This window comes from Pseudomonas japonica (assembly GCF_900188455.1).
Classification (GTDB): domain Bacteria; phylum Pseudomonadota; class Gammaproteobacteria; order Pseudomonadales; family Pseudomonadaceae; genus Aquipseudomonas; species Aquipseudomonas japonica.
Map to the genome: position 1 here is coordinate 103,810 of NZ_FZOL01000023.1, position 14,384 is coordinate 118,193.

A 14,384-nucleotide genomic window follows, 5' to 3' on the forward strand; every position below is an offset into this window, starting at 1 on the left:
ACATCCCTGCGTTTCCGTTACCGGCCCACTCTATACTCGGCACACCTCTACAACGGCCTCCCCCATGCACTTCGACCTCATCGACCTGCGCCTTTTCCTCCACACCGTCGAGTGCGGCAACATCACCGCCGGCGCACAGCGCAGTCATCTGTCGCTGCCGGCAGCCAGCGCGCGGATCCGCGCGATGGAAAACTCCCTCGGCATTACCCTGCTGGAGCGCAACCGCCGCGGCGTGCAGCCGACACCGGCGGGCCAGGCGCTGGTCAGCCATGCGCGGCAGATCGGCCAGCAGGTGGAGCGCCTGCAGTTCGACCTGGCCCAGTACGCCAACGGCCTGCACGGCCAGGTGCGCCTGCTGTGCAATACCGCGGCGCTGAGCGAATACCTGCCGGAACTGCTCGCCAGCTTCCTCTGCCAACGCCCGCATATCGATGTGGATATCCAGGAGTTGCCAAGCCTGCGCATCGTCCAGGCCCTCGGCCAGGGCATCGCCGACCTCGGCATCGTCTCCACCGCCGTGGCCACCGGCGACCTGCAGACCCGCCCGTTCCGTGACGATCCGCTGGTGCTGATCATGCCGCTGGACCATCCCCTCGCGTCCGTCGAACAACCCGACTTCGCCCGCTCGCTGGAGCATGGCCATGTCGGCCTCGGCGTCAGCAGCGCATTGTCCCTGCACCTGGAGGAACGGGCCCTGCACCTGGGCCGGCGCATGCAGGTGCGGGTGCGCGCCGAAGGCTTCGACGGGGTGATTCGCATGGTCGCCCACGGTGCCGGGCTGGGTATCGTGCCGCTGGCCGCGGTGCGGCGCTGGCAAGGGCTGTTGCCACTGCGCAGCGTGGCCTTGCAGGACGCCTGGGCAGAGCGGCGCCTGCTGCTCTGCGCGCGGGACTTCGCCACCTTGCCGGGCCAGGCCCTGGCCTTGCTGGCGGCACTGGAGCCGCGCGTTTAGACAACTGGACGTCGAGCACAGGCAATTGCCGGGCGAATCGCCTCGCTAGGCTGCGGACTCTTTCATCTGTCTGACGGAGCCCTTATGAGCAAGCCAATCGTCGTCCTTCGCGATACCCATCCGCTGCCGGTACTCGACGCCTGCAAATGGGAAAAACTGGCGGGCGACCCGCACACCGTCAACCTCAACGCCTACACCAGCGAAGACGGCAGCAAGATCATGGGCACCTGGATCTGCACCCCGGGCAAATGGCGGGTGAACTACGAGAAGTGGGAGTACTGCCATTTCCAGGAAGGCTATTGCGTGATCACCCCGGACGGCCAGGAGCCGATCCATCTGCGGGCGGGGGATATCTTCATCGTCGAGCCGGGGATGAAGGGGACCTGGGAAGTGGTCGAGACGGTGCGCAAGTACTTCGTATTTGCCTGATGGAACAGGGGCCGCAAAGCGGCCCCTGAAAGCTGATCACTCAGGCTTGCGATAACTCTCGACGATCGCCGAGAAGTCCTTGCCGCCATCCCCGCGCAGGCTCATGGCCTGATACAGCTGCTGCGCCACCGCACCGAGGATCACCGGCTGATGCGCCTGCTTCGCCGCCTCGGTCGCCAGGCCCAGGTCCTTGAGCATCAGCTCCGCGCCAAAGCCACCGGTATAGCCCCGCGATGCCGGCGCGGTCTCGATGATCCCCGGCCACGGGTTGTAGGTGTCGGAACTCCAGCAGCGCCCGGTCGAGCTGTTGATGATCCCCGCCAGCACCTTGGTATCGATGCCCAGCGCGTTGCCCAGGGCCATGGCTTCGGACACGCCGACCATGGAAATGCCCAGCAGCAGGTTGTTGCAGATCTTGGCGATCTGTCCGGTACCCACCGCGCCGCAATGCACGATGTTGCGCCCCATCTGCGTCAGCACCGGTTGCAGCGTGGCGAACAGCGCGTCACTGCCGCCGACCATGAAGGTCAGGGTGCCCGCGGCGGCGCCGCCGGTACCGCCGGACACCGGCGCGTCGGCCATGTCCACGCCCTGCTTCGCCGCCGCCGCGGACACTTCACGGGCGGTCTGCGGATCGATGGTGCTGCAGTCCACCACCGGCGTGCCGGCGCGCACGCCCGCCAGCACGCCGTTCTCGCCGAGGTACACGCCACGCACATGGGCGGCGGCCGGCAGCATGGTGATCACCAGTTCGGCGTTGCTCGCCGCATCCCGCGGCGAGTCGCTGATGTGCCCGCCGAGCTCGGCCAGCTCGGCGAGGATGGTGGTGTTGAGGTCGAACAGGTTGAGGCTGTGGCCGGCCTTGATCAGGTTGCGCGCCATCGGCGCGCCCATGTTGCCCAGCCCCACGAATGCGATACGCATGATCAACTCCTTAGCGCAGGCTGATGGTGGTGTTCACGCCATCGTTGACGCTGTCGTCATCGAACCAGCGGGCGGTGACGGTCTTGGTCTGAGTGTAGAACTGCACCACCTGCTTGCCGTACGGACCGAGGTCGCCGAGCTTGGAGCCGCGCGAACCGGTGAAGCTGAAGAATGGAACCGGTACCGGAATCGGAATGTTGATGCCGACCTGGCCGACGTCGATTTCCGCCTGGAACTTGCGCGCCGCCGCGCCGCTCTGGGTGAACAGGCCGGTACCGTTGCCGAAGGGGTTGCGGTTGACCAGGGCGATGGCCTCGTCGAAGGTGTCCACTTCCACCACTACCAGCACCGGGCCGAAGATTTCCTGGGTGTAGATCTGCATGTCGGTGGTCACCCCGGAGAACAGGGTCGGGCCGATGAAGTTGCCGTTCTCGTAGCCCGGCACCTTGACGTCACGACCGTCCAGTTCCAGCTTGGCGCCTTCGCGGATACCGCTTTCGATCAGGCCCAGTACACGCTCCTTGGCGCGCTTGGAAATCACCGGACCGACATCGGTGCCCGGCTCGTTACCAGCGTTCACTTTCAGCTTCGCCGCCAGCGCCTTCAGTTCCGGCAGCCATTCGCGGGCCTTGCCCACCAGCACCGCCACCGAGGTCGCCATGCAGCGCTGACCGGCCGCGCCGAACGCAGCACCCGCCAGGGCATTGAGGGTCTGTTCGCGGTTGGCGTCAGGCAGGACCACGGCGTGGTTCTTCGCCCCCATCATCGACTGCACGCGTTTGCCGTGCTGGCCGGCCAGGTTGTAGACGTGGGTACCGACTTCGGTCGAGCCGACGAAGGAGATCGCCTTGATATCGCTGTGGGTGCACAGCGCATCCACCACCTGCTTGCCGCCGTGCACCACGTTGAGCACACCGGCCGGCACGCCAGCCTCGATCGCCAGTTCCACCAGCATCAGGGTCGACAGCGGGTCCTGCTCGGACGGCTTGAGCACGAAGGTGTTGCCGCAGACGATGGCCATCGGGAACATCCACAGCGGGATCATCGCCGGGAAGTTGAACGGGGTGATCCCGGCGCACACGCCGATCGGCTGGCGCAGGGTGTAGGTATCGACGCCGCCGGCGACGTTCTCGGCGAATTCGCCCATCTGCAGGGTGCCGATGCTGCACGCATGCTCCACCACTTCCAGGCCGCGGAAGATGTCGCCTTCGGCATCGGCGATGGTCTTGCCCTGCTCGGCGCTGAGGGTCACGGCGATGCGCTTGGAGTGCTCGCGGATCAATGCCTGCAGACGCAGCATGATGCGCATCCGTGCACCGATCGGCGTGTCCTTCCAGGTCTTGAAGGCGCGCTGCGCGGCGGCGATTGCCGCGTCGACTTCCTCGGCGGTGGCGAAGGGCACCCGCGCCAGCACTTCCTGGGTGGCCGGGTTGACGATGTCGCGCCATTCAGTGGTCTTCGACTCGACCCACTGACCGTCGATCAGCAGGCGAACCTGGTCGACCTTGGTCTGACCGGGGGTGAGGGATGCGTTCATGAGGCTTCTCCTGGAGATTGTTGTTAGCGAGAGAATGGTCGCCATGACAGGGCTTGGGGCCCGGGCTGTTTTCGAGTATAGATGTGCAAACATCTAACAAGAACGCACATAAAAACCGGTCCAACATGCAAAAAAACATCACTTCCCTGGGTTCGCTGAACTGGGACGATCTGAAGTTCTTTCTTGAGGTGGCGCGGACCCGCAAGGCCAGCAGCGCGGCCAAGCGCCTGGGCGTCGACTACACCACGGTGTCGCGCCGGATCAGCTCGCTGGAGCAGGCGCTGGGCACGCTGCTGTTCGAAAAGTCGCGGACCAGCGGCTTCGTCCTCACCGCCGAGGGCCAACGTCTGCTGAGCTACGCGGAGTCGATCGAGAGCACCCTGCACATGGCCTGCGAGCAGGTCTCAGGCTCCGGCGTGGCGCTCTCCGGACATGTGCGCATGGGCTGTACCGAGGGCTTCGGCAGCTTCTTCATCACCCCGCAGCTGAGCCATTTCGTCGACGCCTACCCGGCGATCTCGGTGGACATCCTGCCGCTGCCGCACTTCATCAGCCTGTCCAAGCGCGAGGCGGACATCGTCATCGCCCTGGAGCGGCCGGAACATGGCCCGTACGTCTGCTGCAAGCTGTGCGACTACCGCCTGCGCCTGTACGCGACCCGCGACTACCTCGACCGTCACCCGCCGATCCACCGCACCAGCGACCTGGGCGAGCATCCGTTCATCAGTTACGTGGATGACCTGGCGTTCAGTTCGGAGCTGCTGTACCTGCACAACCTGCTGCCCAATGCCAGCGCGCACCTGCGCAGTACCAGCGTGATCGCGCAGTTCGTCGCCGCGCAGCAAGGACGGGGCCTGGCGATCCTGCCGTGCTTCCTGGCCGCGCAGGACCCACGGCTGGTGCCGGTGTTGCCGGAGGAGGTGCAGATCACCCGGCAGTTCTGGATGTACTGCCGGGAAGATCTGAGGAAGTTGAAGCGGATTACCTTGCTGTGGGACTACATCCGCGATGTGACGGAACGGAACAGCCCGTTGTTGATGGGGGAATCGCAGGCCATGCTGTTCCCCGAATGACGATGCAACGCGGTATGAGTCCGCACTACACCCGCTCCAGCATCAACCCCGAAATCCGCTTCACCTTGCGCTCCACCGCTTCCTCCAGCACCCCGAGCCGCGGCTCGATCAGGCTGAACCAGTCCTTGGCCCGGGTGATCCCGGTGTAGATCAGCTCCTTGGTCAGCACCGGATTCAGCGCATCCGGCAGGACCAGCGCGGTATGGGCGAATTCCGAGCCCTGGGATTTGTGCACGGTCATCGCATACACCGTTTCCACTTCGCTGAGACGGCTCGGCAGGACGAACCGCACCCCGCCCCGACCGTCGTTGCGCGGGAAGGCGACCCGCAGCGGCGCGGCCTCGGACTGGCCGTCCGGTACCCGCAGGGCAATGCCGATATCGCCGTTCATCAGGTTCAGGCCATAGTCGTTACGGGTCACCAGGACCGGCCGGCCTTCGTACCAGGGTTGTTCACCGTCGATCAGCCCAGCGCTGGTCAGGACACGACCGACCCGCTGGTTCAGCCCCTCGACGCCCCACGGCCCCTTGCGCACCGCGCAGAGCAACTGGAAGCGCTCGAAGGCTTTCAGGACATTCATCGCCCAGTCGCTCCAGCACGGATCGTCGATCGCGCTGCCGGCGGCCGGACGCCCCTGGCGAATGACGTGGAGATAATCGCGGTAGCCCTGCGGCCCTTGCGGACCGCGTCCCAGCCCATCCAGTACCAGCCGGTCGAGGGCGCGATCCTGCTCGCCGCGCAGGGTCAGGCCGAACACATCGGCGTACTGGCCTTCGCGCAGCAGGGCCCGCGCCTTCACGGCGTCCTGACGGTTGACCAGGCGCGCCAGCTGGCCGATCCCGCTGCCCTCGCCGAAACGCCGCGAACGTCGCAGCATCACCACTTGCTGAGCCAGCGGATGACGTTCGCCATCGCCAGGCTGCAGACCGCTCTGCGCCAGCGACTCACCACTGACCTGCTCCATCCAGGTACGGGTCTGCGGGCTGTAGCGACCGTCCTCGGCGTCCCGGCACAGATCGCCGAGCACCGCTCCCGCCTCCACCGAGGCCAGCTGGTCCTTGTCACCGAGCAGGATCAGCCGGGCACTTTCCGGCATCGCGGCAAGCAGGTTGGCCATCATTTCCAGGTCGATCATCGACGCCTCGTCCACCACCAGCACATCCAGCGGCAAGGGGTTGCCGGCGTGATGGCGGAAATGCCGCGAGTTCGGCCGGCTGCCCAGGAGGCGGTGCACCGTGGAGACGTCGCAGGGAATCTGCTGACGCACGTCGGCGCTGACCGCCAGCCGCTCCACCTGCTGCCCGATGGACTCGGTCAGACGCGCCGCGGCCTTGCCGGTGGGGGCTGCCAGGCGAATGCGCAGTGGCAGCCCGGCCTCCACCGCCGGCGCCTGCAACAGGGCCAGCAGACGCACTACCGTGGTGGTCTTGCCGGTGCCGGGACCGCCGGTGATGATGCTGAACGCACCACGGGTCGCCAGGGCGCAGGCCAGCTTCTGCCAGTCGATCTGCCCGGCTTCGGCGCCTTCGCCGAACAGGGTGTCGAGGCGCCCGCGCAGGTCAGCGGGAGTCGTTTCGCGCTGCTGCAGACGCTGGCGCAGGGCACTGTCGATTTGCCGTTCGTAGGTCCAGTAGCGGCGCAGGTACAGGCGCCCCTCGCTGAGCACCAGCGGACGCGACGAATGCTGCGGATCCTCGCCCGCCGCCACCAGTGCGCTGGCCTGCAGACGTTGCAGCCAGGTATCCGCGTTCAGCCGTTCGAGCAACTGCGACGGCAGCAGCGACGGCCCCGCCAGCACATCGCCTTCCGGCGGCAGGGACAGGGCGAAGTCCGGCTCGGCCAGGGTCTTGTGCACATCGAGACAGACATGCCCATGCCCCAACTGGTGACTGGCCAGCGCCGCGGCCAGCAGGACCAGCGGCTCACCCTGCGGTTCGCGGTCACGCAGAAAGCCGACGAAGGCGCGGTCCAGCGCGCGCAGCCAGCCACGTTCGACCCAGCGATCGAGCAAGGCCAGGAGGTCTTCGCTGTCGCTCAGCGGCGCCAGCGCGGCGAGGTGCTCGGCATCCAGTGGCGTCGGCAGCAGATCGTCGAGGGTGCGGCTCATGGGACATCTCCAAACAGGTCCTGTTGCGTCGCGGGCGGCGCACCGCGGAACAGCGCGTCGAGTTGTTCGATCAGCGCGCGCGGCGGCTTGATGAAGTACACACCCTGGCTCGGCGAATGAGCGCCACGCAGGAAGATGAACAGTGCGCCGCCGACATGCCGGTCGTAGTCGTAGTCCGGCAGCCGCGCACGCAACTGGCGGTGCAGGGCCAGCAGGTAGAGCACGTACTGCAGGTCGTAGCGGTGTTCGAGAATCGCCGCGTCCATGGCCGCCTCGCTGTAGGCCAGGTCGTCAGGACCGAGCCAGTTGGACTTGTAGTCGGCCACGTAGTAGCGCCCGTCGTGCTCGAAGACCAGGTCGATGAACCCCTTGAACATGCCGTTGAGCAGGGCACCCTGCGCCGCCGGACGCGCGGCGCCCTGGTGCGTGTGCTGGGCGACCAGACGGTCCAGGCGCAGCACGTCGACGCGGTGGCTGGCGAACCAGAACTCCATCTCGATCTGGTACTGGACCAGACTGCCCAGGGCCACCGGCGTGCTGTCGTCACCCAGGCGCAGCGGGGTTTGCAACAGATGCTGCAACCAGCGTCCGAGGGTGCCGATCCAGCCTTTCCAGTCGCGCCGATTGCAGCGCTGGGCAACCATGTCATGCAGCGTCTGCGGCGCCGCGACGACCCGGTCGAAACCCTGTTGCCCGGACCACTCCAGCAGGCCGTGGAGAAAGGTCCCGGGATTGGGCCCACGCGGAAAACGATGGATATCGCCGGCGATCGCCGCCACATCGCGCAGGGCCTCGGGGTCCGGCCGCTCGTCGTCGAGCAGTTGCTGCGCCTGGGCCACGTCGGCGTCGAGCTGCAACGCCTCCTCACCGATATGCAGGGCACTGTAGGAGGCGATCCACCAGTTTTCCGCCGCGCTGCGCTTCGGCTCGCGCGCGGCCAGCAGTTCGGCACTCTGGCGGGGCGCGACGTACAGCTGCTCATCGACTGGCGGCGGTGGCAGTTTGCTGATGGACGCGCAGCCCTCCTTCAGCTCATCGAGCCAACCGACCAATGCCGTGGAATCCGCCAGCGGCTGACCGCCACCGAGCAGATAGCCGAGGGCGCTGCGATGCAGCAGCGACTCACTGGCGTTGCCACGCTTGAGGTCGGCGACGCCCAGCCAGCAGGCATGCCGGGCCCGGGTCAGGGCCACGTAGAACAGACGCAGGTCCTCGGCCAGACGCTCGTCGTCGGCCCGGGCGATCTGCGCATCGGTGGGCTTCAGGGTGCGCTGAACCGCACCGTTGTCGTCGTGCCAGACCAGGGGCGGGCGCGAGCCGTCCACCGGCCTGGAGGTACAGACGAAGGGCAGGAACACCAACTCGTATTCCAGCCCCTTGGATTTGTGGATGGTCACCACCTTGACCAGTTGCTCGTCGCTTTCCAGGCGCAGAATCTGCTCTTCGCCGGCCTGTCCGGAGACGGCCAGGTGCTCGCCAAGATGGCGGATCAGCGCCTGCTCGCCGTCCAGTTCGGTGGCAGCCTGCTGCAGCAGTTCGGCCAGGTGCAGCAGGTTGGTCAGCACCCGCTCGCCATCGCCGCGGCCCATCAGCACGTTGGGCAGGTCGAAGTCGTGCAGCAGCCGGCGGAGCATCGGCAGCACGCCCTGCACACGCCAGATCAGCCGGTACTGACGGAACTGTATGACGCGATCTTCCCAGCGCCGTTCGTCTTCGTTGAGCTGAGCCAGGGCACGCAGCGGTTGCCCCAGGGTATTGCTGGCCAGGGCAGCCTTGAGCAGGCGCTCATTGTCCGGCTCGGCGCAGGCCTTGAGCCAGGCCAGCAGGTCGCGGGCTTCCTGGGCGGCGAATACCGAGTCCTTGTCCGAGAGATAGACACTGCGCACCCCGCGCGCCGCCAGCTCGGCGCGTACCAACTGCGCTTCATCGCCATCGCGCACGAGAATGGCGATGTCCGAGGGCAGGCAGCCGCGCAGCGTGCCATCGGCCTGGACGAAGCCAGCGCTGCCCTGCTGCCCGCCATTGAGCAGATGGACGATGTGCGTCGCGCAACTGGCCGCCATAGTCTGCCGGTACAAGGGGTTGGACAGTGGCGCCGGACTGCTCTCATGCCACAGATTCAACGCCGCCACCGGCTGACCCGAGACCTGCAGATGCTCCTTGTGCCCACGCGCCTTGACCGCGACGAAGGGCACCGGGTTTTCGCCTTGCGCGTCGCGGAACAGGAAGGCCGCGCGCCCCTGCCCGCGTTGCTCGGCCTGGACGAACACATGGTTGACCGCCGTGACCATCGCCTGGGTCGAACGGAAGTTGGTGTCCAGGCTGTGCAGGCGTCCGGCCGTGGCACGGCGGGCGCCGAGGTAGGTGAAGATGTCGGCGCCGCGGAAGGCATAGATCGCCTGCTTGGGGTCGCCGATCAGGAACAGACCGGTGTCGCGCACGTTGTCCTCGATGCGGTAGATGCATTCGAAGATGCGGTACTGCACCGGGTCGGTGTCCTGGAATTCGTCGATCAGGGCCACCGGAAACTGCTCGCGAATCAACCCGGCCAGACGCTCGCCGGCGGGGCCGCTGAGGGCATGGTCGAGACGCTGGAGCATGTCGTCGAAACCCATTTCCGCACGGCGCCGTTTCTCCTGCTCGAAGCGCTGCGACACCCAGGCGGCGGCATGCTCCAGCAGTGGCGCATCCGGTGTCGGCAAGGCCTGCAGATGCTCGTGCAGGGTGACCATGGCCAGCAGCGCCGGATGGCTCGGCGGTTCGGTTTTCCATGCTTCGGCGAAGCCATCGGGAGTAAAGCGCTTGGCGCCGTTGCCGATGTCCAGTTCTTCCGCCTGCTCATCCTCGGCCCAGGCGCAGAGCTTGTCGCACCAGGACTTGATGTACCGCTCCTGGATCATCTTGCCATGCACCTGCTTGGCCTCCATGGCGTCGCGACAGAGTTGCAGCAGCTCCTGCGACCATTGCACCCAGGGCGCTTTCAGTGCCCGCAGTTGCTCGCCGCGCTGACGCAGCGTCGCGGTGATGATCTCCCGTGGTTCCAGCGTGCCCGCCTCCCCCGGATGACGACCGAACAGCGCACGCACCCGTGGCAACAGCGCGTCCGGGCTGACCCAGTGTTCGCGCACCCAGGCCAGTGCCTCGCCCTGCATGCCGTAGCAGAAGCGCCGCCAGTAATCGCGCATGACCTGACCGAGCAGCTCGCTGTGATCGGTCTCCAGGGTCTGGGTGAACAGGCTCCCGCTGTCGAAGGCGTGCTCGCGCAGCATGCGCTGGCACCAACTGTGGATGGTCGAGACTGCGGCTTCGTCCATCCACTGCGCGGCCACTTCCAGGCGATTGGCGCAGGCCGGCCAGGTGTCCGCGGGGTAATCGTCACGCAACTGCGTGAGCAACGGATCGGTTTCGACCAGGTCGCCGCGGAAGAAGCGCGCGGCTTCGGCCAGGCGGGTGCGGATGCGTTCACGCAGCTCCTTGGTGGCGGCGTCGGTAAAGGTCACCACGAGGATCTGCGGTGGCAGCAGTTCGCGACCGAAGCCCTGCTCGCCGCCGTGACCGAGGACCAGGCGCAGGTACAGGGCGGAGATGGTGAAGGTCTTGCCGGTACCGGCGCTGGCCTCGATCAGTTGGCTGCCATGCAGCGGGAAGGTCAACGCCAGGGGCGCGGGTTTGACTGCAACGCTCATGAGCGCGCCTCCTCAGCGTCGAGTGTCTGCCATTGGGCTTCGAACATCGGTTTGTACAACGACTCGCACCAGCCCTCGAACTCCTCGCTGGCGGTGAGCGCGGCGAAGTCCGGGAACTGGCGGGCCAGGGCGACGATTTCGCTGCGTTCGCCCGGGCGGCGGTCGCTGCCGTCATAGGTCTTGGCGGCTTCGGCCAGCGCCTTGTCCGGGTCTTTGCCAGCCAGCCAGGCGAAGGCCGTCTTGATCGCCACCGGCAACGGCGCATTCATCCCGGCCTGACGGGAGATCAGCAGGTTGCCGAGCAATTCGCCGGCCTCGCGCTGTTCGAGCGGGTCCAGCATGAGGCTCACGTCAGTCGCGAGCACTGCGCTGTGCAATCGGTGGCCGACGGCGCACGCGGCCAGGTGCATGACCCAGATGGCGGTCAGCCGATGCCACTTCAGGGAACGGCCGCTGATGACACCGTTGGGCAAGGTGGTAATGCTCAGCAGCGCCTGGTCGGCCCGCTGCCGGACACGGCCGAGCCAGCCTTCGAGCTTGAGCTCGCCGGCCTCGAAACGAATCGGCAAGGCACTGTCGATGGACACCGGCCACTGACGCAGCAACTGCTGGTGGCGCTGCAGCAGGTCCGGCAGCGGATCGATCAACTCCTGGCGCAGACAGTCGCCGAAGCCCGCCAGTGGCAGCAGGCCGCTGCCCTGCAGGCGGCGGGCCTGAGCGGCCAGGGCGGCATCGCTCTGCCCGGGGTCGAGCAGTGCGGCGCCAAGCAGACTGTCGCTCAGGTTGTAGCGTTCTCGCGCATTGAGCACGAAGGGCTCGTCATCGGCCAGCGGCTCCTCCACGGCTTCGAAGAACACCTTCAGGCGCTGGCTGAAGAAATGCCGGACCGGGTGACGGAGAAAGTCCTGGAGCAGCGCGAGAGGCAGCGCCTCGTCGGCCTGATAGCGTTCGAGACGATCGTCGTCGTTCGCGGCCAGCACCTCCGGCTGATGCAGGCTGCGCCATTCGCTGGCGTAGCTGAACAGCTCGCTTCCCCGCTGGAAATAGCGACGGCTGAAAGGCTGCAGCGGATGTTCGGTGGTGAGTTTTTCCAGCAAGCGCTCGCCAGCGTCGTGGCTGCTGTCGCCGGCGGCACCCTTGAGTCGCCAGCCGGCGGCGATATGGTCGCGCAACTGGCCGATCAGCACCGAAGCAGGACGTTCGCTGTTGTCGCGAATACTGCGCCCGACCCAGCTGACATACAGCTGGGCGCGGGCGGACAGCAGCGCTTCCAGCAACAGGTAGCGGTCGTCCTCGCGGCGGGAGCGGTCGCCAGGACGGTAGTCGCTGCCCATCAGGTCGAAGTCCAGCGGCGGTTGCGCACGCGGATAGTCGCCGTCATTCATGCCCAGCAGGCAGACCACCTTGAAGGGGATGGCACGCATCGGCATCAGGGTGCAGAAGTTCACCGAGCCGGCGAGGAAACGCTGGGACAGGCGCCCCTGGTCGAGCCCGGCGAGCCAGGCTTCGCGGACCACGGTGAGCGGCAGCAGATCCGCCAGGCCAACCGACTCGCAGGTCTCCAGCCAGACGTCGCAGAGATCGCGCAACTGCACCAGCAGATAGTCGTCGTGCTCGCTCTCGGCGAGGAAGAACACCTGCAGCAGCGCGTTGAGACGTTCACCCCAACGGGTTGCCGTAGCCGCTTGGGACAGCTCGCCATGGGCCACTTCAAGGGCGTCGAGCAGGGCCACCAACGGGCCGATCAGGGCGGCGTCCAGGCCGCCGATTTCGTCGTAGGGCTCGATGCCGTCGCAACTGTCACCCGCACCGACCGCATAGCCCAGGAGCATGCGGCGCAGGCCGAAGCGCCAACTGTTCTGCTCCAGGTCGTCCGGCAGACCGAGGCTCGCGCGTTGCTCGGCATTCAGCCCCCAACGCACGCCCGCGCCTTCGATCCAGCGGTGCAGGGTTGGCAGATCGCTTTCCTTGATCGCGAAGCGCGCGCGCAGGGCGGGCACGTCGAGCAGGTCGAGGATCTCACTGACCGGGAAGCGACTGTCGGGTAGCTTGAGCAGGTGCTCCAGGGCGATCAGCAACGGGTCGCGACCGCGCTGGCCCTGGTCGGTCAGGGTGAACGGGATGAACCGTTTGTCACCACGTTCGAGCTGACCGAACACCGCGCGGATATGCGGGGCGTAGGTATTGATATCCGGGACCATGACGATCACATCGCGCGGGCGCAGGCTGGGGTCGGCACTGAAGCGGGCGAGCAACTGGTCGTGGAGAATTTCCACTTCGCGCTGAGCGCTGTGGGCAATATGAAAACGCACGGACGGGTCTTTCTTCGGATCGACCTCCGACCAACGCTCGCGGGTTTCGCCGAGCGGGCGCAATTCGAGGATATCGTCCTGCATCTGGCCAAGTAGGTGTTGCGGCTGGTCCTCGCTGAACAGGTCGATACGGCCATCGCTGAACGCAGTGCGGTAGCTGGCGGGATCGTCGTAGCTGTCGAGCAGGTTGATGTAGTCGCGGCCCTGCTTGCCCCAGGCGGCGAGCAGCGGATGAGCGTGCTGGTGCAGGCTTTCGGCATCGATCGGTGCGCTCATGCCGTTCTTGCGCTGCTGCCGCTTGTACTGGTGACGCAGCAGATCCTTGTCGGCAACGATATCGGCCCAATGGTGACGACAGGGGTTGTGCACGCAGAGCAGCACCTGGCTGAAGCGCGCCAGACCGGCCAAGGCCTCCAGCGCCTGGGCCGGCAGCGAGGAAATACCGAAGACGATCACTCGCGACGGGAGCCCTGGCGGTGCCTGGTCCAGACCGTTGATACGCTCGATGAAACGCTGGTGTACCCCGGCACGGCTCTGCGCCATGCCCGCTTCGCCGACATCCACCAGCAAGGCACGCCACAGCTCGGCCTGCCAGCAATTGGCCGGCGACAACGGGCGGGTCTCGCCACGGGCGTTGATCAGGACATGGCGGCCGGCGGCCCATTCCTTCAGCCAATCGGCGCGGTACACCTGGTATTGGTCGAACAGGTCGGCCAGGCGCTCGGCCAGTTGGTAACGCTTGCGCAGGTCACTGTCGTCGAGGAGGAAGCGTTGCAGAGGCTCGAAGTGCGGCTGATGGATCAGCTCTGGCAGCAGGCGCATCAGGCGCCAGGTCAGGGGAGCCTTGTCGAGCAGGGAAATTTCCGGGATTTCCTCTCGGCCCAACACCTTGCGGTAAAGCTGCCACATGAAACTGCCGGGCAGTTGCACCTCGATCGCCGCGGCGATGCCGCTGCCACCCGTGTCGTCGTCTTCAGGGTCTTCGGCAAGGGCCAGCTTCAACCACTGGGCGATGCCGTTGCTCTGCACCAGGACGATTTCGTTTTCCAGAGGCGCCAGCGGATGACGGCGCATCCAGCTCACTACCAGGCTGCGCAGCACGTCCAGGCGGTTGCCGTGAACGACCATGAATCCTGGAGTGAGCGTGCTGGCATGCGACATGGTGCGTCCTTGAGCTGTCGAAAAGAGAGGGGAACATAGCATGGAGGCTGTTCCCTGGGAGCATGGGTGGATTTATTTCGCCCATGAAAGACAAAACCCCTACCTGCCTCAGCAGATAGGGGTTTCGGAATTGAATCTTGACGATGACCTACTCTCACATGGAGAAGCTCCACACTACCATCGGCGATGCGTCGTTTCACTAC

The 14,384-nt window shown here is 66.1% G+C and carries 8 protein-coding genes; 3 read left to right on the top strand and 5 right to left on the bottom strand.

The window, feature by feature from the left end; genetic code table 11:
• Positions 1 to 64: 64 nt before the first annotated feature.
• On the top strand, positions 65 to 952 hold the full coding sequence (locus CHB99_RS23800) for a LysR family transcriptional regulator (RefSeq protein ID WP_042124879.1): 888 nt from the start codon (positions 65 to 67) through the stop codon (positions 950 to 952).
• Between the two features lie 84 nt (positions 953 to 1,036).
• On the top strand, positions 1,037 to 1,381 hold the full coding sequence (locus CHB99_RS23805) for a cupin domain-containing protein (protein WP_042124881.1): 345 nt from the start codon (positions 1,037 to 1,039) through the stop codon (positions 1,379 to 1,381).
• Between the two features lie 36 nt (positions 1,382 to 1,417).
• Here the strand turns inward: CHB99_RS23805 and mmsB are convergent, their stop codons facing one another.
• Positions 1,418 to 2,305 (bottom strand): 3-hydroxyisobutyrate dehydrogenase, encoded by an 888-nt coding sequence (gene mmsB / locus CHB99_RS23810; RefSeq protein ID WP_042124883.1) that lies wholly within the window; start codon positions 2,303 to 2,305, stop codon positions 1,418 to 1,420.
• A gap of 10 nt (positions 2,306 to 2,315) precedes the next feature.
• Positions 2,316 to 3,842, bottom strand: a complete 1,527-nt coding sequence (locus CHB99_RS23815; protein WP_042124885.1) for a CoA-acylating methylmalonate-semialdehyde dehydrogenase — start codon at positions 3,840 to 3,842, stop codon at positions 2,316 to 2,318.
• A 125-nt stretch (positions 3,843 to 3,967) separates the two neighbouring features.
• Here CHB99_RS23815 and CHB99_RS23820 point away from each other — a divergent pair, with 125 nt between their 5' ends.
• Positions 3,968 to 4,915, top strand: coding sequence for a LysR family transcriptional regulator (locus tag CHB99_RS23820; protein ID WP_042124887.1), 948 nt, complete (start codon positions 3,968 to 3,970; stop codon positions 4,913 to 4,915).
• 25 nt (positions 4,916 to 4,940) lie between these two features.
• On the opposite strand, the gene recD is transcribed toward CHB99_RS23820, so the two are convergent.
• The 3 genes from recD to recC are packed head-to-tail and all read right to left on the bottom strand — an operon-like array spanning position 4,941 to position 14,181.
• Positions 4,941 to 7,022, bottom strand: a complete 2,082-nt coding sequence (recD, locus tag CHB99_RS23825; RefSeq protein WP_042124889.1) for an exodeoxyribonuclease V subunit alpha — start codon at positions 7,020 to 7,022, stop codon at positions 4,941 to 4,943.
• Positions 7,019 to 10,708 (bottom strand): exodeoxyribonuclease V subunit beta, encoded by a 3,690-nt coding sequence (gene recB / locus CHB99_RS23830; RefSeq protein WP_042124892.1) that lies wholly within the window; start codon positions 10,706 to 10,708, stop codon positions 7,019 to 7,021. Before recB ends, recD begins: the two co-directional genes overlap by 4 nt.
• Positions 10,705 to 14,181, bottom strand: a complete 3,477-nt coding sequence (recC, locus tag CHB99_RS23835; protein ID WP_042124894.1) for an exodeoxyribonuclease V subunit gamma — start codon at positions 14,179 to 14,181, stop codon at positions 10,705 to 10,707. Before recC ends, recB begins: the two co-directional genes overlap by 4 nt.
• Positions 14,182 to 14,384: the final 203 nt, after the last annotated feature.